20 protein-coding genes are annotated in these 24988 nt (G+C 65.0%); 7 read left to right on the top strand and 13 right to left on the bottom strand.

The window, feature by feature from the left end; genetic code table 11:
* Positions 1 to 37: 37 nt before the first annotated feature.
* The 4 genes from ptsP (at position 38) to tadA (ending at position 4866) form a co-directional block, all read left to right on the top strand.
* Positions 38 to 2569, top strand: coding sequence for a phosphoenolpyruvate--protein phosphotransferase (gene ptsP, locus C4K40_RS25125; RefSeq protein WP_053131750.1), 2532 nt, complete (start codon positions 38 to 40; stop codon positions 2567 to 2569).
* A 2-nt stretch (positions 2570 to 2571) separates the two neighbouring features.
* A complete protein-coding gene (locus C4K40_RS25120; RefSeq protein ID WP_053131748.1) occupies positions 2572 to 2862 on the top strand; it encodes a PTS transporter subunit EIIB in 291 nt (96 codons plus the stop codon).
* Positions 2863 to 2989: 127 nt separating this feature from the next.
* A complete protein-coding gene (locus C4K40_RS25115) occupies positions 2990 to 4372 on the top strand; it encodes a multicopper oxidase family protein (RefSeq protein ID WP_053131745.1) in 1383 nt (460 codons plus the stop codon).
* Complete coding sequence (gene tadA, locus C4K40_RS25110; RefSeq protein WP_053131743.1) at positions 4372 to 4866, top strand: tRNA adenosine(34) deaminase TadA; 495 nt, start codon at positions 4372 to 4374, stop codon at positions 4864 to 4866. Before C4K40_RS25115 ends, tadA begins: the two co-directional genes overlap by 1 nt.
* A gap of 123 nt (positions 4867 to 4989) precedes the next feature.
* Here the strand turns inward: tadA and cmoB are convergent, their stop codons facing one another.
* From cmoB to lon, 5 genes are all read right to left on the bottom strand, one after another.
* A complete protein-coding gene (gene cmoB / locus C4K40_RS25105) occupies positions 4990 to 5946 on the bottom strand; it encodes a tRNA 5-methoxyuridine(34)/uridine 5-oxyacetic acid(34) synthase CmoB (protein WP_022640668.1) in 957 nt (318 codons plus the stop codon).
* Entirely contained in the window at positions 5943 to 6686 is a 744-nt protein-coding gene (gene cmoA / locus C4K40_RS25100; RefSeq protein ID WP_022640667.1) for a carboxy-S-adenosyl-L-methionine synthase CmoA, read from the bottom strand. The genes cmoB and cmoA overlap by 4 nt, the downstream gene beginning before the upstream one ends.
* 110 nt (positions 6687 to 6796) lie before the next feature.
* The gene (locus C4K40_RS25095) at positions 6797 to 7432 is read right to left on the bottom strand and encodes a lysoplasmalogenase (protein ID WP_031320428.1); all 636 of its coding nucleotides are present in this window, start codon (positions 7430 to 7432) and stop codon (positions 6797 to 6799) included.
* A 1-nt stretch (position 7433) separates the two neighbouring features.
* A complete protein-coding gene (locus tag C4K40_RS25090) occupies positions 7434 to 7826 on the bottom strand; it encodes a protease inhibitor I42 family protein (protein WP_022640665.1) in 393 nt (130 codons plus the stop codon).
* Between the two features lie 178 nt (positions 7827 to 8004).
* Positions 8005 to 10425 carry an endopeptidase La gene (gene lon / locus C4K40_RS25085; protein ID WP_022640664.1) on the bottom strand — a complete coding sequence of 807 codons (2421 nt, stop codon included), beginning with the start codon at positions 10423 to 10425 and terminating at the stop codon, positions 8005 to 8007.
* Between the two features lie 457 nt (positions 10426 to 10882).
* Here lon and C4K40_RS25080 point away from each other — a divergent pair, with 457 nt between their 5' ends.
* Positions 10883 to 13225, top strand: a complete 2343-nt coding sequence (locus C4K40_RS25080) for a bifunctional diguanylate cyclase/phosphodiesterase (RefSeq protein ID WP_031320427.1) — start codon at positions 10883 to 10885, stop codon at positions 13223 to 13225.
* Positions 13226 to 13261: 36 nt separating this feature from the next.
* On the opposite strand, the gene C4K40_RS25075 is transcribed toward C4K40_RS25080, so the two are convergent.
* Together C4K40_RS25075 and C4K40_RS25070 are read right to left on the bottom strand one after the other, a co-directional pair.
* Entirely contained in the window at positions 13262 to 13693 is a 432-nt protein-coding gene (locus C4K40_RS25075; protein ID WP_053131741.1) for a hypothetical protein, read from the bottom strand.
* Between the two features lie 59 nt (positions 13694 to 13752).
* Positions 13753 to 14370 carry a response regulator transcription factor gene (locus tag C4K40_RS25070; protein ID WP_022640661.1) on the bottom strand — a complete coding sequence of 206 codons (618 nt, stop codon included), beginning with the start codon at positions 14368 to 14370 and terminating at the stop codon, positions 13753 to 13755.
* 141 nt (positions 14371 to 14511) lie between these two features.
* Between C4K40_RS25070 and C4K40_RS25065 the strand changes: the two genes are divergently transcribed.
* Positions 14512 to 16140: a hybrid sensor histidine kinase/response regulator gene (locus C4K40_RS25065; protein WP_053131740.1), complete on the top strand. Its 1629-nt coding sequence runs from the start codon at positions 14512 to 14514 to the stop codon at positions 16138 to 16140.
* 6 nt (positions 16141 to 16146) lie between these two features.
* On the opposite strand, the gene C4K40_RS25060 is transcribed toward C4K40_RS25065, so the two are convergent.
* From C4K40_RS25060 to C4K40_RS25035, 6 genes are all read right to left on the bottom strand, one after another.
* Positions 16147 to 16794 carry a carboxypeptidase-like regulatory domain-containing protein gene (locus C4K40_RS25060; protein ID WP_053131737.1) on the bottom strand — a complete coding sequence of 216 codons (648 nt, stop codon included), beginning with the start codon at positions 16792 to 16794 and terminating at the stop codon, positions 16147 to 16149.
* A 101-nt stretch (positions 16795 to 16895) separates the two neighbouring features.
* Complete coding sequence (locus tag C4K40_RS25055; RefSeq protein ID WP_022640658.1) at positions 16896 to 17189, bottom strand: hypothetical protein; 294 nt, start codon at positions 17187 to 17189, stop codon at positions 16896 to 16898.
* Positions 17190 to 17365: 176 nt separating this feature from the next.
* Complete coding sequence (locus tag C4K40_RS25050; RefSeq protein WP_022640657.1) at positions 17366 to 17626, bottom strand: hypothetical protein; 261 nt, start codon at positions 17624 to 17626, stop codon at positions 17366 to 17368.
* A gap of 317 nt (positions 17627 to 17943) precedes the next feature.
* Entirely contained in the window at positions 17944 to 20364 is a 2421-nt protein-coding gene (locus C4K40_RS25045) for a glucose/quinate/shikimate family membrane-bound PQQ-dependent dehydrogenase (protein WP_031320422.1), read from the bottom strand.
* Positions 20365 to 20482: 118 nt separating this feature from the next.
* Positions 20483 to 21838 (bottom strand): carbohydrate porin, encoded by a 1356-nt coding sequence (locus C4K40_RS25040; protein WP_053131733.1) that lies wholly within the window; start codon positions 21836 to 21838, stop codon positions 20483 to 20485.
* A gap of 220 nt (positions 21839 to 22058) precedes the next feature.
* The gene (locus tag C4K40_RS25035; RefSeq protein WP_053131730.1) at positions 22059 to 23261 is read right to left on the bottom strand and encodes a benzoate/H(+) symporter BenE family transporter; all 1203 of its coding nucleotides are present in this window, start codon (positions 23259 to 23261) and stop codon (positions 22059 to 22061) included.
* Between the two features lie 314 nt (positions 23262 to 23575).
* Between C4K40_RS25035 and C4K40_RS25030 the strand changes: the two genes are divergently transcribed.
* Positions 23576 to 24964 (top strand): PLP-dependent aminotransferase family protein, encoded by a 1389-nt coding sequence (locus tag C4K40_RS25030; protein ID WP_053131727.1) that lies wholly within the window; start codon positions 23576 to 23578, stop codon positions 24962 to 24964.
* The last annotated feature ends 24 nt before the right edge of the window (positions 24965 to 24988 follow it).

The following is a 24988-nucleotide window of genomic DNA, read 5'->3' as shown; positions in this document are numbered from 1 at the left end:
CCATCGGCACTTCAAGGAATCAACAGCAGGTGACGTCATGGCCATAACCCAACCCTTGCAATTGCTCGCGCCCTTGTCCGGTGTGCTGCTGCCCCTGGAGCAGGTGCCGGACCCGGTGTTCTCCAGCCGGGTGATCGGCGACGGCCTATGCATCGACCCGACTTCCCAGACCCTCTGCGCGCCCCTGTCCGGGGTGATCAGCAACCTGCAGCACAGTGGCCACGCGGTAAGCATTACCGGCGAGCAGGGCCAGCAGGTATTGATGCACATCGGGCTGGACACGGTGAACCTGGCGGGCAAGGGGTTCACCTGCCTGGTCCACGAAGGCCAGCAGGTGGCGGCGGGACAGGCGCTGATCGAGTTCGACGCCGACTACCTGGCCCTGCATGCTCGCAGCCTGCTGACCCTGATGCTGGTGGTCAGCGGCGAGCCGGTGACCACGCTGGTGGACGATCGCCGGCTGGTGGAGCAGGGCCAGCCGCTGCTGCAGCTCGCGCCGGCGGCCCTGGGCGCTGCCGAGGACGCTGAGGCCGAGGGTGAGGCGCTGTTTTCCAAGCCGCTGATCCTGGGCAACCCCCAGGGCCTGCATGCGCGCCCGGCGGCCTTGCTGGCCCAGGCTGCCAAGGGTTTTGCCGCGAACATCTGCCTGCACCGGCGCACCGACTCGGCCAACGCCAAGTCCCTGGTGTCGATCATGGCGTTGCAGACGGTCCAGGGCGATGCCTTGCAGGTCAGTGCCGTGGGCGCGGATGCCGAACAGGCGATCCAGGCCCTGGTGGCGCTGCTGGCTTCCGGCTGTGGGGAGCAGGTCGCTGCGCTGCCCAAAGCCGTATCCCCAGCTGTATCGGATGCTGCCCCCGGGGCCATCCTGCGTGGGGTCTGTGCTTCACCGGGCTCGGCCTTCGGCCAGGTGCTGCAGGTGGTGCCGCAGCGTTTGCAAATCATTGAACAGGCAGCCAACCCGCAGCAGGAGCGCCAAGCCCTGGCGCGGGCCCTGCGCCAGGCCGCCTGTGCCCTGCAACAGCTGCGGGACGATGCCTCGGGTGAAGCGCAACAGAACATCTTCCGCGCGCACCAGGAGCTGCTGGACGACCCGAGCCTGCTGGAGCAGGCCGAGTCGCTGATCGCCAGCGGCAAGAGCGCCGCCTTTGCCTGGAACAGCGCCATCGAGGTCACCGCCGAGCTGTTCCAAAGCCTGGGCAGCAGCCTTTTGGCCGAGCGTGCGGTGGATCTGGCGGATGTTGGCCAGCGGGTACTGGAGCTGATTCTTGGCGTGCAGGAACAGGCCCTGGACCTGCCGGAGCAGGCCATCCTAGTGGCCGAGCAATTGACCCCTTCGCAAACTGCGAACCTGGATACCACCAGGGTGCTGGGTTTTGTCACCGTGGGCGGCGGCGCCACCAGCCATGTGGCGATCCTGGCCCGAGCCCTGGGACTGCCGGCGCTCTGTGGCCTGTCGCCCCAGGTGCTGTCACTGGCCGACGGTACGCCGGTACTGCTGGATGCCGACCGTGGCGAACTGCACCGGGACCCGGATCCGCAGTTGCTGCGGCAACTGGATACCCAGCGCGAACAACAACGCCAGCGCCAGCACCGGGACCTGGCCCAGGCGGCGCTGCCGGCGGTAACCCTCGATGGTCATCACCTTGAGGTCACGGCCAACATTGCCTGCCTGGCGGAGGCCGAGCAGGCCGTCAGCCTGGGGGGCGATGGTGTCGGCCTGCTGCGTTCGGAGTTCCTCTACCAGGACCGTACCCAGGCGCCGAGCCCGCAGGAACAGGCCGCTACCTATCAGGCCATCGCCCAGTCCCTGGGACTCGAACGCAACCTGGTGGTGCGGACCCTGGATGTGGGCGGCGACAAGCCCCTGGCCTATGTACCGATGGACAGCGAGGCCAACCCCTTTCTCGGCCTGCGCGGCATTCGCCTGTGCCTGGCGCGTCCGGAACTGCTGCGGGAGCAATTCCGGGCGATCCTGGCCAGTGCCGGGCAGGCCCGCTTGCACATCATGTTGCCGATGGTCAGCCAGCTCGCGGAGCTGCGCCAGGCGCGCCAGTTGCTGGAGCAAGAGGTCCAGGCCCTGGGGCTCGCGCAATCGCCCAAGCTGGGGATCATGATCGAGGTGCCGTCAGCGGCGCTGCTGGCGGATCGCTTTGCCCCGGAGGTGGATTTCTTCTCCATCGGCACCAACGACCTGACCCAGTACACCCTGGCCATGGACCGCGATCACCCGCGCCTGGCCAGCCAGGCCGACAGCTTCCACCCGGCGGTGCTGCGCCTGATCGCCACCACGGTCCGGGCTGCCCATGCTCACGGCAAGTGGGTCGGTGTGTGCGGTGCGCTGGCTTCTGAAACCCTGGCGGTGCCGCTGTTGCTGGGCCTGGGGGTGGATGAGTTGTCGGTGAGCGTGCCGCTGATCCCGGCCATCAAGGCCCGGGTGCGGGAGCTGGACCTGCTCCAGTGCCAGGCGCTGGCCGCGCGTATCGTCGATCTGGAGGATGCTGCCCAGGTACGTGAATGCCTGCATCGCCAACCGTTTGCCGTTCACTCACCGGTCCTGGAGAACTGAAGATGTTCGAGAAACTACAGCGGGCGTTCTGGAAAGCCCTGACCCCGGACCTAGTGCCTGACCAGCCGAAAGCGCCCAAGGCTGGCGGTCATGCCCTGGATGAACCGACGCTGGCGGCATTGGGCGGACCTGCCAATATCAAGAGCCAGCAATGGCTGGCCCTGACCCGGTTGCGCCTGGAGCTGCATGACCCGCAATTGCTCGACAGCCCTGCCCTGCAAAGGGCAGGGGTGCCGGCGGTGATGCCCCTGGCAGGCGGCGTGGTGCATCTGTTGCTGGGGCTGCGCGACTGAGCACAGCCACGGCCCTGCATCTGCGTCCCGTCGCCGCGCTGGCCTTACTGTTTCTCAACTGCGGGTGTATCGTATTCGCCTTTTTGCGGGCCCGGGCCCGCGGCAGATACGTGAGGTAGTTGAGTCCATGTCCTTTACCCGTCGACAAATACTCGGTGGTCTGGCCGGTCTGGTGGTGGTTGGCGTGGGCGCCGGCGGTGCGTCGCGTTACTGGCTGGGCAAGGTCGCGGACGACAATGCCGGGCACGACTACGAGCTGATCGCCGCTCCGCTGGATGTCGAACTGGTAGCGGGTTTCAAGACCCAGGCCTGGGCCTTCGGGCCGTCGGCGCCGGGCACCGAGTTGCGGGTCCGCCAGGGCACCTGGCTGCGGGTGCGTTTCATCAACCACCTGCCGGTGGAAACCACCATCCATTGGCACGGCATCCGCCTGCCGCTGGAAATGGACGGCGTGCCCTACGTCTCGCAACTGCCGGTCAAACCGGGCGAGTTCTTTGACTACAAGTTCCGCGTGCCGGATGCCGGCAGCTACTGGTACCACCCCCACGTCAGCAGCTCCGAGGAGCTGGGGCGGGGCCTGGTGGGCCCGCTGATCGTCGAGGAGCGCGAGCCGACCGGCTTCCAGCATGAGCGCACCCTGAGCCTGAAGACCTGGCATGTGGACGAGCAGGGCGCCTGGATGCCCTTCAGCGTGCCGCGCGAGGCCGCGCGCAACGGTACCGCGGGGCGCCTGATCACCATCAACGGCCAGGCCGGGGCGGTGACCGAGCTGCCGGCCGGGCAGGTGGTGCGGGTGCGCCTGCTGAACCTGGACAACACCTGGACCTATCGCCTGAACCTCAAGGGCAACTGCGAGGCGATGATCTACGCCCTCGACGGCAACCCGATCACCCCGCGCCCGCTGGACGACGATTACTGGCTGGGACCGGGCATGCGTATCTGCCTGGCCATCCGCATTCCCGAGGCGGGCGAGGAGATTTCCCTGCGCGATGGTTTCGTGCGCCTGGGCACCCTGCGCTCGGTGGCCAGCAGCGAAGCCCCCGGTGACTGGCCCAAGGCGCTGCCGGCCAACCCCATCGCCGAACCGGACCTGGAAAAGGCCGAGAAGCTCAACTTCAATTTCGAGTGGGCCGGCAAGGTCTCGGTGAATACCGAGAACGGCAAGCCGCCGAGCCTGTGGCAGATCAACGGCCAGGCCTGGGACATCACCGACAAGACCTGCGCCGATCGCCCGATCGCCACCTTGAAGAAGGGCAAGAGCTACATCTTCGAGCTCAAGAACATGACCCAGTACCAGCACCCTATCCACCTGCACGGCATGAGTTTCAAGGTGATCGCTTCCAATCGCCGCAAGATCGTCGAGCCCTGGTTCACCGACACCTACCTGCTGGGCAAGAACGAACGCGCCCAGGTGGCGCTGGTGGCCGATAACCCGGGCACCTGGATGTTCCATTGCCATGTGATCGACCACATGGAAACCGGCCTGATGGCCGCGATCGAGGTGGTGTGATGCGCCAGATTCGCCCGGCGTCGATCATCGATCGCAGCCGCGATCAGGAGTTCATGCGCGAGGCCCTGGCCCTGGCCGCCCAAGGGGCCACCCTGGGCGAGGTGCCGGTGGGCGCGGTGCTGGTGCTCGATGGGCAGGTCATCGGCCGCGGCTACAACTGCCCGATCAGCGGCAGCGACCCCAGCGCCCATGCCGAGATGGTGGCCATCCGCGCCGCAGCCCAGGCGGTGAGCAATTACCGCCTGCCAGGCAGCACCCTGTACGTCACCCTGGAACCTTGCAGCATGTGCGCCGGGCTGATCGTCCATTCGCGCATCGCGCGGGTGGTCTACGGCGCTTTGGAGCCCAAGGCGGGCATCGTGCAGAGCCAGGGACAGTTCTTCACCCAGGGGTTTCTCAACCACCGGGTGCTATACGAGGGCGGGGTACTGGCCGAGGAATGTGGCACGGTGCTCAGCGAGTTCTTCAAGGCGCGGCGCGCCAGCCGCGATTGAACGCCAGCACTGGAGCGAAGCTTGCCCGCGATGACGCCAGCCCGGGCATGCTCACCTTGAATCGGGCTTGATGTTCGATATCGCTATCGCGGGCCAGCCTCGCATCCTATGGATGTGGGGGATTCATTTCCTGGCGACGATCACGGCGCGCATCGGCGCCGGCAGGCCTTCGATGGTCTTGCTGTGGTCGTCGGGGTCGAGGAAGTCGCTCAGGGACTGGTACTTCATCCACTCGGTGGCCCGCTGTTCCTGCACGCTGGTCAGGCTGACATCCACGCAGCGCACGTCGCTGAACCCGGCGCGGCGCAGCCACAGCTCCAGGGCCGGTACCGACGGCAGGAACCACACGTTGCGCATCTGTGCGTAGCGGTCTTCCGGCACCAGTACCTGCTGTTGGTCGCCTTCGACCACCAGGGTCTCCAGCACCAGTTCACCACCCTTGACCAGGCAGTCCTTGAGCGCCAGCAGGTGCTCGATGGGCGAGCGGCGGTGGTAGAACACCCCCATGGAGAACACGGTGTCGAAACCCTCGAGGTTCGGCGGCAGGTCCTCGAACGGGAACGGCAGGTGCCAGGCCTTGGGTTGTTCCAGGTAGCGTTGTACGGCCTGGAACTGGCAGAAGAACAGCCAGTTCGGATCGACGCCGATCACGCTGTCGGCGCCAGCGCCGAGCATGCGCCACATGTAGTAGCCGTTGCCGCAGCCGACATCGAGGATGCGCTTGCCCTGCAAGTCCAGGTGCGGCGCGACCCGCGACCATTTCCAGTCCGAGCGCCACTCGGTATCCACATGCACGCCGAACAGGTCGAACGGGCCCTTGCGCCAGGGGCTCAGGCCCATCAGGGCAGTGCGCATCCGCTCGCGGGTCGCGGCGTCGCAGTCGGTGTCCAGGAGCAGGCCGTTGAGCAAGTCGATTTCACTGGGGCGCACGTCCGGCAGGGCGTCCAGCGCACTCTGCCAGCGGGCCAGGTCGCCATGGCCCTTTTCCATCTTGGCATCGAGTTGCGCTTGCAGGCCCTGGGCCCAGACGGCCAGGGGAGTGCCCACCAGATGGCGGGCCAGGGGGGACAGATCGATCATGGCAGGGCAATCAACGAAGCGAAATTAAGGCATTGGAACCAGGGCACGACTTTCGAGAAGCCGGCGGCCAGCAGGCGCTCGCGGTGTTCTTCGAGGCTGTCGGGCTTCATGACGTTCTCGATGGCGCTGCGCTTCTGGGCGATCTCCAGTTCGCTGTAGCCATTGGCGCGCTTGAAGGCGACGTGCAGGTCGGTGAGCAGCTCATGTTCCTGGACGTCGTTGAAGCGCAGCTTTTCCGAGAGGATCAGTGCGCCGCCGGGCAGCAGTGCCTGGCGGATACGCGTCAACAAGGCCTGGCGCTGTTCAGGGGCGATGAACTGCAAGGTGAAGTTCATCGCCACCACCGAGGCCGGCTGGAACTCCAGGGCCAGGATATCGCCCTCCACCACTTGCACCGGCAGCAGCTCCTGGAACATCGAGTCCTGGCCGTTGAGGTACTCCCGGCAGCGCTCGACCATGGCCGCCGAGTTGTCCACCGCGATCACCCGGCAGCCATCGCTGCGTACATGCCGACGCAAGGCCTGGGTCACCGCCCCGAGGGACGCCCCGAGGTCGTAGAGCACGCTGTGGGGCTGGGCGAACTGTGCAGCCAGGACCCCGAGGTTCTCGACGATGGTCGGGTAGCCGGGTACCGAGCGCTTGATCATGTCCGGGAAGACCCGCACCACGTCCTCGTTGAAGGCGAAGTCGGGCACCTGGGCCAGGGGCTGGGCGAATAGGCGGTCGGGTTCTTTGCTCACGGCGGTTCCGGCGATGGCGATAAAAAGAGGGGCGGCATTGTAGCCGCTGCGGCCGGCTGCGATAAGGCCTGGAGCAGCGAGGGCGACAACGGGTGTCGCCCATCCCGGGGCTAGCGCGGCTTCTGGCTGAAGGCCGAAGCGGCGATGCCCCACTGGCCCAGCCAGTAGAAAACGATGATCAGGTAGGGCGCGGCATCGAAGGCCCCGACGAAGCGGCTCAGGCCGATCAGGCTGTCGGAGAAGGCGAAACTCAAGGCACCGAGCGCGGCCAGGGCCGCCGAGCGCTTGGGCACCGCCGTGCCCAGCCGCGCCAGGGCCCGCCAGAGCATGGCGCTGATGGTCAGGGCATAGACGATCACCGGTACCAGCAACGGCCCCAGGCCATGGGCGATCAGCACGCTCAGCAGCGCCCCGCCGATGGCCAGGGCCAGCAGCAGTGGCAGTGGCGCCAGGCGCCGGCAGTCGCTCAGATAAGCCTTGAGGTAGGCCAGGTGGGCCACCAGGAAGGCGCCCAGGCCGAACACGAACAGGTCCATGGGCCAGGCCAGCAGGATGTCCCCCAGCACCGAGAACAGCAGGCCGATGATGATCCAGCGCCGATAGTCCCCCGGAGGCGCATCGTGCAGCCAGCCCAGCAGGGCCAGCACCGGCAGGGGCTTGACCAGCAGGCAGAGCAGGGTGGCATGTATGGCAGTGCCGTAGATGAAGGTCGCGGCGCCCATCAGCGCAAGGATTAGCCAGCCCATGTCAATTGACCGTGATCGAGCAGTCGAAGGCCTTGACCGGCGCTTCCTCCGGCGCCCAGGGCTGCTGGTAGGTCAGCAGCAGGCGGCCCGTGCCGTTGGCGAAGGCCTGGAAGCGCCAGGTGGAAAAGCCGCCGCTGCCGACCAGGCCGGTGTCATCCGGATTGCTGTAGACCTCCGGGCTGACCTTGCGCAGGATGCCGCCAGCCGAATCCTGGATCGCCCAGCGATAGCCCGTGGTGGGGTTGCTCGGCAGGGTGACGATCAAGTTCTGCCCGTTGTGCAGTTGCAGCGGGCACTCACTCTGGTTTTCCACGGTGACGTTTTGCTTGGGTTGGCTGGCGCAGGCGGCCAGCAGGGCAAAGCTGAGCAGGATAAGCAGGCGGTTGGCGGGCATGGGTCAGGAAGCTCCGATCATTCACGACGAACGGCGAGCATAACTGAAGATGGAGAAATGTGTGGCGGGGCTGGGCGGTTGCAGGAGCGAAGCGTGTTCGCGATGAACAATGACGCGGTACGTGAGGTACCACGCGTCGTTTTCGTCGCGGGCAAGCCCCGCTCCTGCAGGGCCCGGGTTAGAACAGCACCTTGGCGACGTCAGAGAAGCGCTTGGCGAAATGCACGGTGATGCCTTCCTTGAGGTAGTCCGGTAGTTCCTCGAAGTGCCCGCGGTTGGGCTCCGGCAGGATCAGTTCGTGGATTTTCTGCCGGCGTGCGGCAATCACCTTCTCGCGCACCCCGCCAATGGGCAGCACGTGGCCGGTGAGGGTCAGCTCGCCAGTCATGGCCACGCCTTTCTTCGGCGGTTGGTTGCGTGCCAGGGACAGCAGGGCGCTGGCCATGGTCACCCCGGCGCTGGGGCCATCCTTGGGCGTGGCGCCCTCGGGTACGTGCAGGTGGACGAAGGCCTCGTCGAAGAACTTGCTATCGCCACCGAACTGCTTGAGGTGCGAGCTGACGTAGCTGTAGGCGATCTCCGCCGACTCCTTCATCACATCGCCCAGCTGGCCGGTGAGCTTGAAGCCGCGGTTGTGGGTGTGGATGCGCGTGGCCTCGATGGGCAAGGTGGCGCCGCCCATGCTGGTCCAGGCCAGCCCGGTGATGACCCCGACCCCGCTCAGCACCTGCTCGTTGCGGAACACCGGCATGCCCAGGGACGCTTCCAGGTCCTTGGGGCCGATCTTGATACGGGCGTCGGGTTCGTCCAGCAGCCGTACCACGGCCTTGCGCACCAGCTTGCCCAGTTGTTTTTCCAATTGGCGCACCCCGGCTTCCCGGGCGTAGCCGTCGATCACCGTGCGCAGGGCGCTGTCGCTGATGCCCAGGCTGGTCTTGGCCACACCGGCCTTATTCAGCTGCTTGGGCCACAGGTGGCGCTTGGCGATGGCGAGTTTTTCCTCGGTGATGTAGCCCGACAGGCGAATCACTTCCATGCGGTCCAGCAGCGGCCCGGGGATGGCGTCCAGGGTGTTGGCGGTGCACACGAACAGGACCTTGGACAGGTCCATGCGCAGGTCCAGGTAATGGTCGAGGAAGTCGACGTTCTGCTCTGGATCGAGGGTCTCCAGCAGCGCCGAGGCCGGATCGCCCTGGTAGCTCTGGCCCATCTTGTCGATCTCGTCGAGCATGATCACCGGGTTCATCACCTCCACTTCCTTCAGGGCCTGCACCAGCTTGCCCGGCTGGGCGCCGATATAGGTGCGGCGGTGGCCCTTGATCTCGGCCTCGTCACGCATGCCGCCGACACTGAAGCGGTAGAACGGTCGGCCCAGGGACTCGGCGATGGACTTGCCGACGCTGGTCTTGCCGACGCCGGGCGGGCCCACCAGGAGCACGATGGAACCGCTGATCTCGCCCTTGTAGGCACCCACGGCGAGGAACTCGAGGATGCGGTTCTTGATGTCGTCCAGGCCAGCGTGATGCTGGTCCAGCACCTTGCGCGCGTGCTTGAGGTCGAGCTTGTCCTCGCCATAGATGCCCCAAGGCACCGCGGTCGCCCATTCCAGGTAGTTGCGGGTGACCGCATATTCCGGCGAGCCGGTCTCGAGGATCGACAGCTTGCTCATTTCCTCGGTGATGCGTTTCTGCGCCTGGGGCGGCAGGACCTTGCCCTGCAGGCGCTGCTCGAACTGTTCCAGGTCGGCGCTGCGATCGTCCTTGGTCAGCCCCAGTTCCTGCTGGATCACCTTGAGCTGTTCCTTGAGGAAGAACTCGCGCTGATGCTCGCCGATCTTGCGGTTGACCTCGGCGGAAATTTCTTTCTGCAAGCGCGCGACTTCCACTTCCTTGCGCAGCATCGGCAGGACTTTCTCCATGCGCTTGAGCATGGGCACGCAGTCGAGCACTTCCTGCAACTCGTTGCCGGTGGCGGAGGTCAGGGCGGCGGCGAAGTCGGTCAGTGGCGAAGGGTCGTTGGGGCTGAAGCGATTGAGGTAGTTCTTCAGCTCTTCGCTGTACAGCGGGTTGAGCGGCAGCAGTTCCTTGATCGCGTTGATCAGCGCCATGCCGTAGGCCTTGACCTCGTCGGTGGGCTCGGCGGGCTGGCGCGGGTACTCGACCTCCACCAGGTAGGGTGGGCGATGGTGCTTGAGCCAGGTGCGCACGCGCACCCGGGTCAGGCCCTGGGCGACGAATTGCAGCTTGCCGTTCTCGCGGCTGGCGTGGTGGACCTTGACCAGGGTGCCGTACTCCGGCAGCGCCGACGTATCGAAATGCCGTGGGTCTTCCTGGGGCGTATCCATGAAGAACAGGGCCAGGGAGTGATGTTCGGATTTACTCACCAGCTCCAGGGTCTCGGCCCAGGGCTCTTCGTTGACGATGACCGGCAACACCTGGGCCGGGAAGAACGGCCGGTTGTGGATCGGGATGATGTAGACCTTGTCCGGAAGGCTTTGCCCCGGCAGTGCCAGGTCGGTGCCATGGGCGACCGGATGTTCGGTTTCATCCGGATCGACGTAGTCACGCGGATCTTCGGGGAATTCTTGCTGATCGCTCATGGAGGCTCCTGCACGATGGGCTATGCAGGGTTAGATGGGGCGGGTCATGGCGGGTTTCAATGGGGCAAGGGTTACAGCTTTTTTCCGAGCTGTGCCAGCCCGCGTTGGCGGTGCAGGTTGTCAGGTCATGGAGTGTTCCAGGCCCGAATTGTCCTGGCTCATGGCGTAATTTCCTAGCCTTGTGGTGGAATCGGTGAGATAGCTTGAAGTAATTTTCTGATATCGCTTGTCAATAAAATGACTTCAAACTCACCAGTTTCATTGCGCGATCTTCTATGATTTGCGCATTGACTTGAGTGTCCGGATTATCGGAACAAAGACGCCATTTATTTGACATCCATATTCAGCTTCTCAGAGGGATGGGTATGAAGAACGGATTTTTCAGCGCCCGGCGGCAGCTAGCCGCGTTGTCGTTTCCTGGATCCTGCTGGCAACCGGAGTTGTCGAGAGCGCCCTCATGAGGTGGCGCCGAACCTTCCAGGCAAGGATCGTCGGGGTGCTTGCCCTGCTGCTGTTGGTGCTGATCGCCGCGGTGTATTTCGCGGTCAAGACCGCCACCACCCAGGCGGTGGAGCGCCAGGCGCAGTTGCAGTTGAAGACCGGCACCCGGGTCTTCGAGCGCTTGCTGGATTCCCGCGGGCGCAACCTGCAATACGGCATCGACTGGCTGGTGGGGGATTCCGAATTTCGGCGCGCGGTGATCAGCGGCAGGCCGGTGGATATCCTCGCGGCCCTGGCCCAGCACCGGGGTGGCATTCGCTCCAGCGAGATGTTCGTCCTGTCCCCGGACGGCCGGGTCATCGCCAGTACCCTGCCAGCCATCGGTCGCGACCAGACCTTCCCTTATGACCAGGCGTTGCGCCGGGCCCTGCGCCACGACATCCACATGCTGCTGGTGGCGATCCAGGACCGGCCCTACCTGCTGGTCCAGGGTGAAGTGCTCGAGCCCTTGCCGATCGCCCGGGTGGTCATGGGCTTTCCCATGGACGAGTCCTTCGCCCAGGAACTGCGCTCGATGAGCAACCTCGAGGTCTCGTTCCTGGCAGTGGACGGACAACGCTCCGGCGAGTTGTTCAGCACCCAGCCGGAGGTGCTCTGGTCGGCCATCATCAACATCCTGCGCGATTCGCTGTGGCAGCCGTTACCGCAATTGAGCGAACTCCATGGCCAGCGCTTTCTCAACCAGGCGCTGCAATTGGCCAATACCGGCGGCGAAGGCGACCCGCGGGTCATGGCCCTCTTGCAAAGCCCCATGGAACAGGCCCTGGAAGCTTTCGCTCCGCTGGACCGGGAGTTCTTGTGGATCGCCAGCGTGGCGCTGGTGGCATCGCTGCTTTGTGCCTTGCTGATGGCGCGCTGGGTGGCCCGGCCCCTGGAGGACCTGGCCCAGGCGGCCCGACGCATAGGTTCCGGCAACTACCAGGCGCCGGTAGCGATCAAGCGCAGCGATGAGTTCGGGGTGCTGACCGATGCCTTCAACGCCATGCAGAGCGCCATCGCCACCCGCGAGCGACAACTGGCCCACAACGCCCTGCACGATCCGCTGACCGGGCTGCCCAACCGGGCCCTGGCCATCGAGCGCCTGAGCAAGGCCATTGCCGAGCGGCGCAACGTGGTGCTGCTGTACCTGGGGATCGACAATTACCGGGCGATCAACGAAGGCTTCGGGGCCGAAGGCCTGGAGCAGATGATGGGCGAGCTCAGCTGGCGCCTGCGGGAGGTCCTGTCCCAGGGCGACACGGCGGCACGCATCACCACCAGCGAGTTCCTGCTGTTGCTGGAGAACACCGAGCTCACAGGCGCCATCGCCATGGCCGACCGGCTCCATGGCCTGCTCAGCCGGCCGCAGTTGATCCAGGGCGATGAAGTGCGCTTGCAGATCTGCGTGGGCGTGGCGGTGTACCCGGCCGATGGCCAGTCCGCCGAAGAGCTGATCAGCCGTGCGGCCATCGCCCGCCACGACGCTGCGCTCAAGCCGGGTTACCTGCAGGTCTACCAGCAGGACCGCGACCTGGCCCATCAGCGGCAGATCAGCCTGATCCGCGACCTGCGTCGCGCCGCTGCCGAGGGCGAGTTGTTCCTGCTGTTCCAGCCCAAGCTCGACCTGCGCCGGGATTACCTGCACCAGGCCGAAGCCCTGCTGCGCTGGCAACATCCGGTGTTCGGCGTGGTGTCGCCGGCGGAATTCATTCCCCTGGCCGAACGTACCGGCAGCATGCACAGCCTGACCACCTGGGTCATCGAGGCCTGCATGCGCCAGTTGGCCGAATGGAACCGCCGCGCCCTGCCGGTGCGCCTGTCATTGAACATCTCCGCCCGGGACCTGGAGGACAGCGACCTGGTGGAACGGGTCAGCCAAGGCCTGGATCGCTATCAGGTGGCGGCCGAGCAATTGGTCTTCGAGATCACCGAAAGCGCCATCATGCGCCACCCGGAACAATCCCTGGCGGTGCTCCAGCGCTTGCGTGGCTGTGGCATCAGCCTGTCGGTGGACGATTTCGGCACCGGCTACTCGTCCTTGGCACAACTGCAACGCCTGCCAGTGCAGGAGCTGAAGATCGACCAGTCGTTCATCCGCAACCTGGATGAGACCAGCGGCGATGCGGTGATCGTGCGCTCGACCATCGAGATGAGCCACAAGCTGGGGCTCAAGGTGGTGGCCGAGGGGGTGGAGTTCGAGCACTGCCTGAAGCTGCTGGAAGGCTGGGGCTGCGATACGGTGCAGGGCTACCTGATCAGCCGGCCGCTGCCCACCGAGTCCTTCGAGCGCTGGTTGCTCAAGGCCCGGGTCTCGAGTTGAAGGCCATGGCGGCGCTTCCCGCCGGTTCCCGGCCGATCAGCAGCTAGCGGCCTCGGCCTTGGCCAGCAGGCTGTGCAGCTCGGGTTCCACCTGGTCTTCGGGAAGCCGGGCCATGACCTCGCGAACCGGCAGTGCATAGCGCCGTTCGATGGCCACTTCCGCCCAGTCCAGTTCATAGATCGCCATGATCCGCACATCCAGGTAAGGAGATTGCACCAGCAGGCGTTTGAGCAGTGCGATGGCCTGCGGGCCGCGCAACTCCCCGAGGGAGACGGCGCAACGTTGCTGCCAGTATTCGGGCTGGTCCAGGAGCAGCGCGTCAAGGCGCTGCCATTGCGCTGCAGTAAAGGCCTGGAGCACGCCCTTGGCCACGTGCTCGGTAATGTATTCGTTCCAGTTGGCGGCTTCGCTGTCGCCGATCCAGCGTTGCAGTTGTTCGAGCATGTCTTCGGGTACTGCGGTGTGCATGTCTTCTCCAGCGCAGCCGCCTGGGCTGGGCGCATCGGGTCAGTAGGACAGTTGGCGGTTCAGCCGTTCCCGGCGAACTTCACTGCCGCCGCGGCCCGGGAGGGCACCTTCAGTGCGTGCAGCAGCGACGAGACGTGGATACGCACGGTGAACGGCGAAATGTCCAGTTCACGGGCGATTTCCTTGTTGGTCTTGCCCTGGGCGATCAGGCGCAGCACTTCTTGCTGGCGGGTGGTGAGGGCGCTGAGTTCGGTGCAGGCATCCAGGGGCAGCAGCAGGCCGGAGGGTGCGTACTTGACCACCACCTCGCCCTGGCGGATGTCGAGGATCGCCTGGGCGATGTCCTCTGGGCAGATGTTCTTGCCGATGAAACCGTCGGCGCCGGCGGCCATGACTTCGCTGATCAGGTCCTGGTTGTCGACCATCGACACTACGATGATCGAGGTCCTGGGCAGTTGCCGACGCAGGTCGGCGATCATGCTCACCGAGGTCAACCCGGGAAAGCGCAGGTCGAGGATCAGCGAGTCGGGCTCCTCGCCACTGCCGGCCAGGGCCTGCACGGTCGCCAGGTCGCCGGCTTCTTCGAGGACCGCCTCGGGCAGCAGGCGCTGGACGGTGCGCAGCATGCCCTCGCGAAACAGGGGATGGTCGTCGGCGACGATAATCCTGCATGTCATGTCTTGAAGCTCCTTGAAACAATCGGTCCTGGGGCCATGCTACCTTGGCAGGCCGGCACTGTACCTGCCCGCTGGTCGTGTCCGATACCGCGTATTGCCAGCAAGGCACCGTGCCGGTGTCCCGAACAAGGAGTTGTTTGCATGAAAGTCGAAAAGGACAGTGAGCTCGACCAGGCCACGTTGCGCATCATCGTCGCCAGTTGCGCGCTGGTCTACGTGATCATCACCAGTTGCCTGCCGGGGCAGGATTTCGACACCTATTTGCCGGTGATCATCTACATCATCGTCTTCACCCTGGTTTCCATCGGCCTGCGCCTGGCCATCGCCCGCTGGCCGGGCCACTACCCGGCCCGGCGGATACTGGGGATCATCTACGACTACACCGGCACCTGCTTCGGCCTGGTGATGGGCGGCGAGGGCGCGCTGCCCATCTATGCGGTGATGGTCTGGGTCAACCTGGGCAATGGCATGCGCTTCGGCTCGCGCTACCTGGCCATTGCCACCGTCCTGGCGTTGTTCGCGTTGTTCATGGTCTACCTGCTGACCCCGTACTGGCAGAGCCAGCCCTACATGGTGCTGATGCTGATGGTCACCAGCACGGTGATCCCGATCTATGCCCATATCCTGCTCAAGCGCACCCGGCTGGCCTCCGAGCAAGCCATCGCCGCCAACCTGGAGAAATCGCGCTTTTTGGCCCAGGCCAGCCATGACCTGCGCCAGCCGATCCACTCCATAGGCCTGTTCACCGCCTGTCTGCGCGAGGCCGACCTGGGCCAGGATGAGCGGCGGCTGGTGGACAACATCGACCGTTCGCTGCTCAACGTGTCGCAGTTGTTCCGCTCGATCCTCGACCTCTACACCCTGGACAACGGGCGCGTGCAACCCAAGTACGAAACCGTGCACCTGGGACAGTTGCTGCGCGACCTGATCCGGCAGAACGCCGAGGCGGCGCGCTGGGCCGGGGTCGAGCTGCGGCTGCGGCCCTGCAACCACTGGGTACGCATCGACCCCGGGTTGCTGGCGACCATGGTGCAGAACGTCCTGTCCAACTGCTTCAAGTATGCGCCGCAGGGGCCCGTGCTGATTGGCGTGCGCCGCCGTGGCCAGGGCCTGGCCATCGAGATCCATGACCGTGGGCGCGGTATCGCCGAAGAGCACCTGCCGCGGATCTTCGAAGAGTTCTACCGGGTCCGCCAATTGCGCGACAAGGATGTCGAGGGCGTGGGCCTGGGGTTGTCCATCGTCAAGCGCCTGGGGCAGCTGGTGGACCTGGAAGTGCGCTTGCGCTCGCGGGTCGACCACGGCACCAGCGTGACCCTGGCGGGCCTGCAACCGGCCGCGCCGCAGCAGTTGCGGCGCCACGACGAGGCGTTGCAGAACGGCCTGCTGAGCGGTTTGCGGGTATGCCTGGTGGAGGATGACCGCAACGTGCTGCTGGCCACCTCGGCGCTACTGGAGCGTTGGGGCTGCGTGGTCCAGGCCGAGGCGTCGGCGCAGGACCTGGTCACCGACTGCGACATCATCGTCGCCGACTATGACCTGGGCACCCGGGTCTCGGGCATCGAGTGCATCGACCACATACGCCAGCAACGGGGCTGGGAAGTGCCGGCGCTGATCATCACCGGCCACGACATCGAGAAGATCCATGCCGCGCTGCACGATCGCAACATCGCCATCCTGTCCAAGCCGGTGCGGCCGGTGGAGTTGCGGGCTACCTTGCGTGCCTTGCGCGAGACGCCAGTAGCGCTGGTTCACCAAGTTGGGGCGTAGCGGACGCTACCAGGTCCGGCACGGGATGAGCAGGGGGTAGTTGGTCATGGTCAGCTTCTTGTTGTCGCCGCTGGCGAGTTCGACGAAGTCATCCAGCATGCCCGAGTACGAAGAGATCGAGCTGCGCTCGGTGTAGTAGTGGGTGGTCACCGGCCCGTAGTTGGTGTTGCTCTGGCCGGTTCCCACGTACTCGTTCCAGCGGCTGGTGCCGTACACCATGTCCTGACCCTGGACGAAGTATCGGCCCGGTTGCAGGCCGGTGAACTGGAAGATGCCGTTGTCGTTGGTCCGGGTCACCCGGTGCACGGCCACGGCCTCGGGGAGCATGCTCACCGGTGCGCCTTCGGGCTGGGATGAGCGCAACTTGTGCCAGGCCTGCAAGTGCGGGGTGACTGGATAGAGATAGATCTCGACGTTGCGGCTGCTCTCGATGCCATCGTTGCCGACGATGCAGAACTTGCCGGTGAGGGTTGCCGTGCCCGGTTGCATGGCCGCACGTGCGGCCTGGGTGTCGAAGGGGACGTCGGGGTATTGCACGCTGGGGACCTTCACCAGCGGGTATTCGTCCAGGGTTCGTCCCTGGCGCGGGGCGCAGGCGCTCAAGGCACAAGCGAGCAGCACTGTACCGGAGACCATGAATAGGCGGGATGTCATGACGGCGGGACCTTTGCGTGCAGGGAAGTAGCGCGTTCGCACGGCACCGCCCTGTGTCGGGCAGGTGCGGTGACTCGTCGCGAGTTTTCGGGATGGCCGCTTTATTCCTTGTTGCACTCGGCAGGCATCGAGACCAGGCCACCCATGCTGGCAAAGGCAATCATGCCGCCGGAGGGCAGCACGCAGTTGTAGCCACCGGCGCTGGTGTTGGCGGTGAAGTAGGTCTGGGTATTGTCGTTACGCACGTTCGAGACGCTGGTCACGTTCTTGCCAATGGTGAGCTGGGCGCGGTTCTTCAGGTCGTCGTTGCTGGGGCTGGCGACGGCGCAGCCGGCGAGCGCGACCACCAGGCCGCTGAGCAGGGTGAAGGAACGGGCGTTGGGATGGAGTTTCATGATGACGCTTCCTTGGTGTTGTAGTTTCTTTCCACGGCGCAGCCGTCCCCCGCACCGCAGGACTGCGGTGTTGGTGGGAACGAGGTGGTTGGCCAAAACTATAGCGTCGGGGGACGGGGAGGGTCGATTAGCACAGATGGGCTAATGTCCCTTTGCAATTACGCAGGTTGGCAGGGTCAATCGGCCAGTTGTTCCTGCAGGCGGCGGCCCAATACATCCAGCAAGTCGCAGCCATCACGCAAGGGGATGACGCACAGTTGGGCGAAGTCCTGGAGCAATTGTGGATTGCCGCCGAGGTGGTCCTGGCTGGCGATGCTTTCCAGCAGCTGGGTCGCGGCGCGGATACGGTGGATGGCCGCTTCGTGCAGCGCATCCAGCGGGGCCTGGGTGTCCACCAGCAGGGCGGGGATATCGTAGTCGTTGCTGGTGAGGGGCATGAAGCGCCTTGGGGGATGTGCGGTGTCGTCGTCCATTGCCTGGGGCCTGCCCGGTGATCTTGCGGACCTTAAAGGCAGACGGTCGCAGGGAACAAGGTGATGTTGTTCTCTATGAGCTGTAGGACTTTTCAAAACCCATGGCTGTAGCCGCTGCCGAGCCTGGGAAGCTGCGCCAAGGCCCGTAGGGCCTTCCTGGATCCGCGTCCGCTGCGCGGCCGTACCTAGCCTGCGGCAGCCGTTACACGAAGGCGTGTGAGGGCGGGCACAAAAAAAGGCGGCTACCCGCAGGTAGCCGCCTTTTTCAGTCGCTATCGGGTTTATTCCGACAGTTTGTAGGCAATGATGTAGTCGCCCATCTTGGTGCCCAGTGAGCCGTGGCCGCCCACGACCACCAGCACGTACTGCTTGCCATCCTTGCCGGTGTAGCTCATCGGCGTGGCCTGGCCGCCAGCTGGCAGGCGGGATTTCCACAGCTCCTTGCCGTTCTTCACGTCATAGCCGCGGATGTACTGGTCCAGGGTTCCGCTGAGGAAGCCCACGCCGCCGGCGGTGACCATGGAACCACCCATGCTCGGTACGCCCATCGGCAGGCCGATCGGGATCGGCGAGCTGTCACGGCTGGTGCCGTTCTTGTGCTTCCACACCACCTTGTTGGTGGTCAGGTCGATACCGGCCACGTAGCCCCAGGCCGGAGCCTGGCAAGGCACGCCGAGCGGCGACATGAACGGATGCATGATCACCGCATAAGGAGCACCGGTGTTGGGTTGCACGCCCGAGGTCTCGCTTTCGCGCTTGCTGCCGGCGGCCACTTCGGCGCGCGGTACCAGCTTGGAAACGAAGGCCATGTAGTTCGGGCTGGTGAACAGCAACTGGCGTACCGGATCCAGCGATACGCTGCCCCAGTTGAACACGCCGACGTTACCCGGATAGACCAGGCTGCCCTGCACCGATGGCGGGGTGTACTGGCCGTCGTAGCGCAGCTCCTTGAACTGGATGCGGCACAGCATCTGGTCGAACGGAGTGGCGCCCCACATGGCTTTTTCGTCCAGTGGCGGGTTCAGCAGGTTCAGGTCCGAACGGGCCTGGGTCGGTGCGGTGTGGTCGCCTTCCACGGCTCCGGTCGGGGCCGGGATCTCGCGGATCGGCACGATCGGGGTGCCATCGCGACGGTCCAGCACATACAGGCTGCCTTGCTTGGTCGGCTGGATCAGCGCCGGCTTGACGCCGTCCGCGGTCTTCATGTCCAGCAGGGTTGGCTGGCTGCCCACGTCCATGTCCCACAGGTCGTGGTGGGTGAACTGGTAGTTCCAGCGCAGCTTGCCGGTATCGATATCCAGGGCCACGGTGCCGGCGCTGAATTTCTCGGCGCCCGCGGTGCGGTTGCCGCCCCATTGGTCGGGCATCTGGTTGCCCAGTGGCAGGTAGACCAGGCCCAGTTTCTCGTCGACGCTGGCCAGGGACCACATGTTCGGCGAGTTGCGGGTGTAGGTCTTGCCTTCAGGCAGCGGCGTGGTTTCGTCGGGGTTGCCCGAATCCCAGTTCCAGACCAGGTGCCCGTCGTGCACGTCGAAGGCACGGATCACCCCGGACGGCTCGTTGGTCGACTCGTTATCGGTCACATGACCGCCGATGATCACCAGGTTGCGGGTGATGGCCGCCGGCGAGGTGGAGTAGTAGCCACCTGGAGTGAACGAGCCGATGCCGGCCTTGAGGTCCACGGCGCCCTTGTTGCCGAAGTCTTCGCAGACCTTGCCGGTGTCGGCGTTGATGGCGATCAGGCGCGCATCGGCGGTCGGCAGGAACAGGCGGCGCGGGCAGCTGGCGGTGATGGCCTGGCCAGCTGGGGAGAGCGACGCCGGATGGCTGATGGCGTCGGAGTTCTGGTAGTTGGCTTCGTCGTAGTACGACACGCCACGGCAGGTCATGTGGGCCCAGCCACGGAAGTCGTCACCGTTGGGGCCTTGGATCTGCGGGTCAAAACGCCAGATTTCCTTGCCGGTATCCGGGTCCAGCGCCAGTACCTTGCTGTGGGCGGTGCAGGCATAGAGCATGCCGTTGGCCTTGAGCGGGGTGTTCTGGTTGGTGATTTCCACCGGGTCCTTGGCGGTCGGCATGTCGCCGGTGCGGATACGCCAGGCTTCCTGCAGCTTGCCCAGGTTGGCCGGAGTGATCTGCTTGAGCGGCGAGTAGCGGTCACCGAATTCGGTACGGCCATAGGCCTGCCAGTCGCCTTCGGGCATGGTCGGGGCGGTGCTGGTCATGTCCGCGCTGTCGCGGCCCAGGTCGCCGGAGATTTCCCCGGGGTTGGTGAACTGGCTGCCGATGGCGGCGCCACCAGCCAGGACCACGGCCACGCTCAGGGCGGCGGTGCCCATGGGGGCCGGGCCATCACGCAGCAGTGGGCGACGGAACCAGGGCAGCAGCAAGACCACGCCCAGGGCGAACCACAGCGACAGGCGCGGTACCAGTTGCCACCAGTCCAGGCCGATTTCCCACAGCGACCAGATGGTGCTGGCGAACAGCACCAGCGCATACAGGCCCAGTGCCGCGCGTTTGCCGGCCAGCAACAGCAGGCCGGTTAGCGTCAGGCCGATACCGGCCAGGACGTAGTACAGCGAGCCGCCGAGCATGCTCAGCTTGATCCCCCCGGCCAGCAAGGCCAGGCCCATTAGCAGCAGCAAGATCCCGAGCAGGCTTGGTAGCAAGCGGCTCGGGCTCGAAGCGCCCTCTGTGCTCATAGTGTGGTTCTCCGTGACGTTAAGAATGTACCCGCGCATGTTCACTGTAGATGACGTTCAGGCGCGGGCTTGGTTCAGCAGGAAAGTGGATGGCGCCGGCTTTTTTTGCCGGCGGGCCTCAGAACGAACTCTGCAGCTTGATGCCGCCGATCAGCGCGTCGTCCACCTGGTTCACACCGCCGGGATGGCGGATGTATTGCAGGTTGGGGCGCACGGTCAGCCAGTTGGCCAGGTGCACGCCGTAGTACAGCTCGGCGCTGTACTCGGTGTCCTGGGGCGGCAGGTAGCCCGGGTTGTCGTAGTCGTACAGCGCGCGGGCCTGGTTGCTGGCCTGGGCGTTCTTGCGGTAGGCCGGGTTGACATGGACCCGGGCCAGGGCGAAGCCGATGTCGTCCTTGGCCCGGGCGTCGAACGGACCCTTGTAGACCAGGCCAGCCTGGACGTAGTTGTCGATGGCGTTGGTCTTCTTGTCATGGGCGGTGACGTTGGCGAACAGGCTCAGGCCCCGGGACTGGTCGCTGGCCAGGCTGGTGACCTGCTGTTGCACGCCCAGCCACAGGCCGTGCTTGCTCGAACTGCTGCGGTAGGCCTCACCGGTCAGCGCGGCGGGCTGGCCATTGCGGTCTTTATAGGCGTCGGTGGCCTTGGCGCTGCTGTAGTAGTAGCCGGCGCGGTATTCCCCGGGCAGGCCATTGAGCCGTGGAGTCCAGACCAGCTCCACCGGCAGCAAGGTGCCCTGGGTGCCGCTGCCGCTGAGCTTGAAGCCGTTGTCGCGGTCCAGGTTCGAAGGGTTCTGCTCGTAGGCGCCGACCTGGGCATAGAGCTCTGGGGTCAGGTGGTACTTGATGCGCAGGGCCCATTGGCTGACCGGCCAGTTGTACCAGACGCTGCCGGCCCAGTTGCCGACTTGCGAGCCGCAGAACGCCAGGTTCTGGAAGTCGCAGGGGAAGCTGTTGAAGTCTTCGCCCTGGCCGAAGCGACCGGCCTTGATGTCCAGCTTCTGGTCGAAGAACTTCTGCTGGTACCACATCTGGGTCAGGCGCCAGGTCTGGCCGCGACCCCAGACTTCCTGGGCCGAGGTGAACCCGCCGACCCGTGGGTCGTTGATCCGGTCGTTGCTGATGTTGTCGCCATTGCGCTTGGTCACTGTCAGCTGGAACTCGGCATCGTCCCAGCCGAGGATCTTCTGCAGGTCCAGGTGGCTGCCGAAGGCGAACTGGTCGCTGTAGCGTGCGGTGCGGTCATGGTCGTAGCCGCCGCGCAGGTTGGCACCCATCTCGCCGACGTAGTCGATCTTGAAGTCGTAGCCCTGCCTGGCCAGTTCCGTGCGGGTGCCGTTCCAGTCGCCGAGCATCCAGGGTGAGTCGCTGTCGAAGGCCGGCGTGGCTTGGGCGCAAGCGGCAAAACCCAGGGCGCCGAGGAAGGCGGCTGGCGTCAGGACAGCGCTATCTTTTGCGCGCTGAGAAAGAGGCATAGGCATTCGAATAAGGTCTTTTTCTAGGAATAGGCAAAACAAGGGCAGGGCATGCGACCTTGACCGCTGTCGGTCGAGGGCGCCAGGCCGCTGTTTTCAAAAGGAAAGTGAAGCGTTTCAGCTTCGGGTGCGAAGAATAAAGCGCCCTCTCGGCAAGAGAAAGCGCTTTTATCGACATGAACCGTTTCGGATTCGGTAACAGTCGTTCGGGTTTTGCCGCTCAGCGTGATGGAGACGGTTGCACCACGGCAGCCTTGTGCCGGGTATGACCGAGGACGAAGTACGCCACCAGGCCGAAGATCAAGCCCCAGAATGCCGCGGCCAGGCCCAGGAAGCTCATGCCCGAGGCGGTGACCAGGAAGGTGATCAGCGCCGCTTCACGTTGCTGGTCGTCGGCCATGGCGCCGCTCAGGCCGGTGCTGATGGCGCCGAACAGGGCGAGGCCGGCCAGGGCGGCGATCAGTTCCTTGGGCAGGGCACCGAAGACCGAGGCCAGGGTGGCGCCGAACACTCCCATGAGCAGGTAGAACAAGCCGCAGGCGATTCCGGCGATGTAGCGCTTATTGGGCTCTTCATGGGCTTCGCGGCCGGTGCAGATCGCCGCGGTGATAGCGGCCAGGTTGATGCCGTGCGCGCCGAAGGGGGCCAGCAGCGCCGAGGTGATGGCGGTCCAGGACACGATCGAGCGGGCCGGGGTGGTATAGCCGGAACTGCGCATGACTGCCATGCCCGGCACGTATTGCCCGGTGAGGGTCACCAGGGCCAGGGGCAGGCCGATATTGACGATGGCCTGCCAATTCCACTGTGGGGCGATGAAGATCGGCTCGGCCACGGCCAGGGTGATGGCCCCCAGGTTGAATTCGCCCAGGGCCGCGGCTATGCAACAGCCCACCAGCAACACGGCGGGGATCGCGTAGCGCGGCGACCAGCGCTTGCCCAGCAGATAGGTGGCGAGCATCGCCAGCACCAGCACCGGTTGCAGGCTGAGCGAGGTGAACAGCCCGGCGCCGAAACGGAACAGGATGCCCGCCAGCATGGCGGCGGCGATGGCCTTGGGCAGGCGGGCCATGAGCTTGTCGAAGGCGCCGCTGAGGCCGAGCACGGCGATGATCAGCGCGGCGACGATGTACGCGCCAATGGCCTGGGGCAGCGATACCGTCGGCAGCATCGAGACCAGCAGTGCGGCACCGGGGGTGGACCAGGCGGTGATCACCGGCACCTTCAAGCGCCAGCTGAGCAGCAGGCCGGTAAGGCCGCTGCCGATGGATATGGCCCAGATCCAGGAGGACACCTGGTCATCGGGCATATGGGCCTCGCGGGCAGCCTGGAACACGATGATCAGGGGGCCGGCGTAGGAAATGATCACGGCGATCAAGCCGGCGACCACGGCGGAGAGGGACAGGTCCTTGCTGAGGTTGTGCATGGCATCTCGACTGGTGGGGGTGGATGATTGAGTCGATCGAAAGGAGCGTGTTTCAGTGTATTTCAGAAAATTGAATCGATTCAATTGTATTGATGCAATCAATGCTTGGCGAGGAGCATTGAATACTGATTATTTATTCTAACTAACTGTTTATTAACGATTTTGTTGGTAGAGGTACGTTTGATAAAAAATCATCCGGGCGAAATCTGGCCTGGTGATTGAATCAATTTGCCGATTGATTCCATAGGCGAGTGGGCGGCGGCCCTGTGCTATGCTGCGCCGCATTTCAATGCAGCCGATGGTCACCAGCCTCCATGTGGGTTCCCCAGTTAAGCGACTTCAACCAGCCGGTCTACCTGTCCATCGCCGATGCCCTGCAGCGGGATATCGGCAGTGGCCTGCTCAAGGATGGTGAGCGCCTGCCGACCCTGCGCGAGCTGGCGGTGACCCTGAACGTTACCCCCGGCACCATCAATCGGGCCTACGGTGAAGCCCAGCGCCGCGGCCTGGTGCAGGGCGAGGTGGGGCGTGGTACCTACGTGCTGGGGCACGCGCCGTTGGCGTTGGCGGAGGGCGCAGCCGGGCCGTCGTTGGCCTTGGGCCAGTCCGAGGCCCTGGACCTGTCGCTGATCAAGCCCTACAGCGAAACCCTGGAGTACTGGCTGCGCGGCGCCCTGGTGGGCATGGCCCGCAGCAGCGATTTCGGTCGGGCCCTGGACTATGCCCCCGATGGCGGCCATCCGGCCCACCGCGAGGCGGGGGCGCAGTGGTTGCGGCATTCGCTGCCCGAGGCCCAGTGGCAACAAGTGGTGATTACCTCCGGCGCGCAGCACGGGCTGATGGTCGCCATCAGCGCCTTGAGCAATGCCGGTGACCTGGTGCTCTGCGAGTCCCTGGCTTACCCGGGCATCATCTCGGTGGCCCATGGTCTGGAGCGGCGCTTGCGGGGCGTGGCCATGGACGAGGAGGGGATACTGCCCGAAGCCTTGCGCGAGCAGTGCCTGCGGGAGAAACCGGCGTTGCTGGTGTGTGTCGCCAGTTGCCAGAACCCCACCACGGCGATCATGTCGCCGGGGCGTCGGGCACAGATTGCGGCACTGGCCGAAGAGTTCGACTTCCTGCTGGTCGACGACGATATCTACGGTTTTCTCGCCACCGATCCGCAGATCAAGCCGCTATCGGCCTATGCGCCGGAGCGTTCGGTGTACCTCACCAGCCTGTCCAAGGCGATCATGCCGGCCCTGCGGGTCGGCTACCTGTACAGCCCGCCCAAGCTGCTGTCGCGCTTGAGCGCGATGGTCCGCAGCAGCGTATGGATGCCCTCGCCGCTGACCGCGCAACTGGCCAGCAATGTGCTGGTCGAGGGGCTGGACCGCAAGCTGGTAGAGACCCAGCGCAGTGAGGCGGCGGCGCGCCAGGCGATTGCCCGGGAAGTGTTCGCCGGTTTCGAGTTCCGGACCCAGCCCCACAGCTACCACCTGTGGTTGACCTTGCCGCAGCCCTGGACCGCCGATGAGTTCGCCACCCTGGCCCGGGCCAATGGCGTGCTGGTGATGAGCGGCACGCAGTTCCAGGTGGAGCGCGATGCCAGCTGCCGCCAGGTGCGAGTGGTGCTGATGTCGCCCACCACCCGCGACGAGTTGCGCTTTGCCCTGACCCAACTGGCCAGCCTGATCGACACCGACCCGCGGCGCTATCGCTGAGCGCCGAGCGGGGCGCTGGCTGGC

The sequence above is a fragment of the Pseudomonas sp. CMR5c genome, from assembly GCF_003850545.1.
GTDB lineage: Bacteria > Pseudomonadota > Gammaproteobacteria > Pseudomonadales > Pseudomonadaceae > Aquipseudomonas > Aquipseudomonas piscis.
Note: the sequence above shows the minus strand (reverse complement) of the source record. Positions and strands in the feature narration are given on the sequence as shown.

Excerpts from the sequence above, each read along its gene's own strand:
- C4K40_RS25065 (WP_053131740.1), top strand. The coding sequence starts at position 14,512 with ATGAAAGTCGAAAAGGACAGTGAGCTCGACCAGGCCACGTTGCGCATC.
- C4K40_RS25045 (WP_031320422.1), bottom strand. The coding sequence starts at position 20,364 with ATGAGCACAGAGGGCGCTTCGAGCCCGAGCCGCTTGCTACCAAGCCTG.
- ptsP (WP_053131750.1), top strand. The coding sequence starts at position 38 with ATGGCCATAACCCAACCCTTGCAATTGCTCGCGCCCTTGTCCGGTGTG.
- tadA (WP_053131743.1), top strand. The coding sequence starts at position 4,372 with ATGCGCCAGATTCGCCCGGCGTCGATCATCGATCGCAGCCGCGATCAG.
- C4K40_RS25090 (WP_022640665.1), bottom strand. The coding sequence starts at position 7,826 with ATGCCCGCCAACCGCCTGCTTATCCTGCTCAGCTTTGCCCTGCTGGCC.
- C4K40_RS25055 (WP_022640658.1), bottom strand. The coding sequence starts at position 17,189 with ATGAAACTCCATCCCAACGCCCGTTCCTTCACCCTGCTCAGCGGCCTG.
- C4K40_RS25040 (WP_053131733.1), bottom strand. The coding sequence starts at position 21,838 with ATGCCTCTTTCTCAGCGCGCAAAAGATAGCGCTGTCCTGACGCCAGCC.
- C4K40_RS25095 (WP_031320428.1), bottom strand. The coding sequence starts at position 7,432 with ATGGGCTGGCTAATCCTTGCGCTGATGGGCGCCGCGACCTTCATCTAC.
- C4K40_RS25075 (WP_053131741.1), bottom strand. The coding sequence starts at position 13,693 with ATGCACACCGCAGTACCCGAAGACATGCTCGAACAACTGCAACGCTGG.
- C4K40_RS25050 (WP_022640657.1), bottom strand. The coding sequence starts at position 17,626 with ATGCCCCTCACCAGCAACGACTACGATATCCCCGCCCTGCTGGTGGAC.
- C4K40_RS25035 (WP_053131730.1), bottom strand. The coding sequence starts at position 23,261 with ATGCACAACCTCAGCAAGGACCTGTCCCTCTCCGCCGTGGTCGCCGGC.
- C4K40_RS25070 (WP_022640661.1), bottom strand. The coding sequence starts at position 14,370 with ATGACATGCAGGATTATCGTCGCCGACGACCATCCCCTGTTTCGCGAG.
- C4K40_RS25080 (WP_031320427.1), top strand. The coding sequence starts at position 10,883 with ATGAGGTGGCGCCGAACCTTCCAGGCAAGGATCGTCGGGGTGCTTGCC.
- cmoB (WP_022640668.1), bottom strand. The coding sequence starts at position 5,946 with ATGATCGATCTGTCCCCCCTGGCCCGCCATCTGGTGGGCACTCCCCTG.
- C4K40_RS25115 (WP_053131745.1), top strand. The coding sequence starts at position 2,990 with ATGTCCTTTACCCGTCGACAAATACTCGGTGGTCTGGCCGGTCTGGTG.
- lon (WP_022640664.1), bottom strand. The coding sequence starts at position 10,425 with ATGAGCGATCAGCAAGAATTCCCCGAAGATCCGCGTGACTACGTCGAT.
- C4K40_RS25060 (WP_053131737.1), bottom strand. The coding sequence starts at position 16,794 with ATGACATCCCGCCTATTCATGGTCTCCGGTACAGTGCTGCTCGCTTGT.
- C4K40_RS25030 (WP_053131727.1), top strand. The coding sequence starts at position 23,576 with ATGTGGGTTCCCCAGTTAAGCGACTTCAACCAGCCGGTCTACCTGTCC.
- C4K40_RS25120 (WP_053131748.1), top strand. The coding sequence starts at position 2,572 with ATGTTCGAGAAACTACAGCGGGCGTTCTGGAAAGCCCTGACCCCGGAC.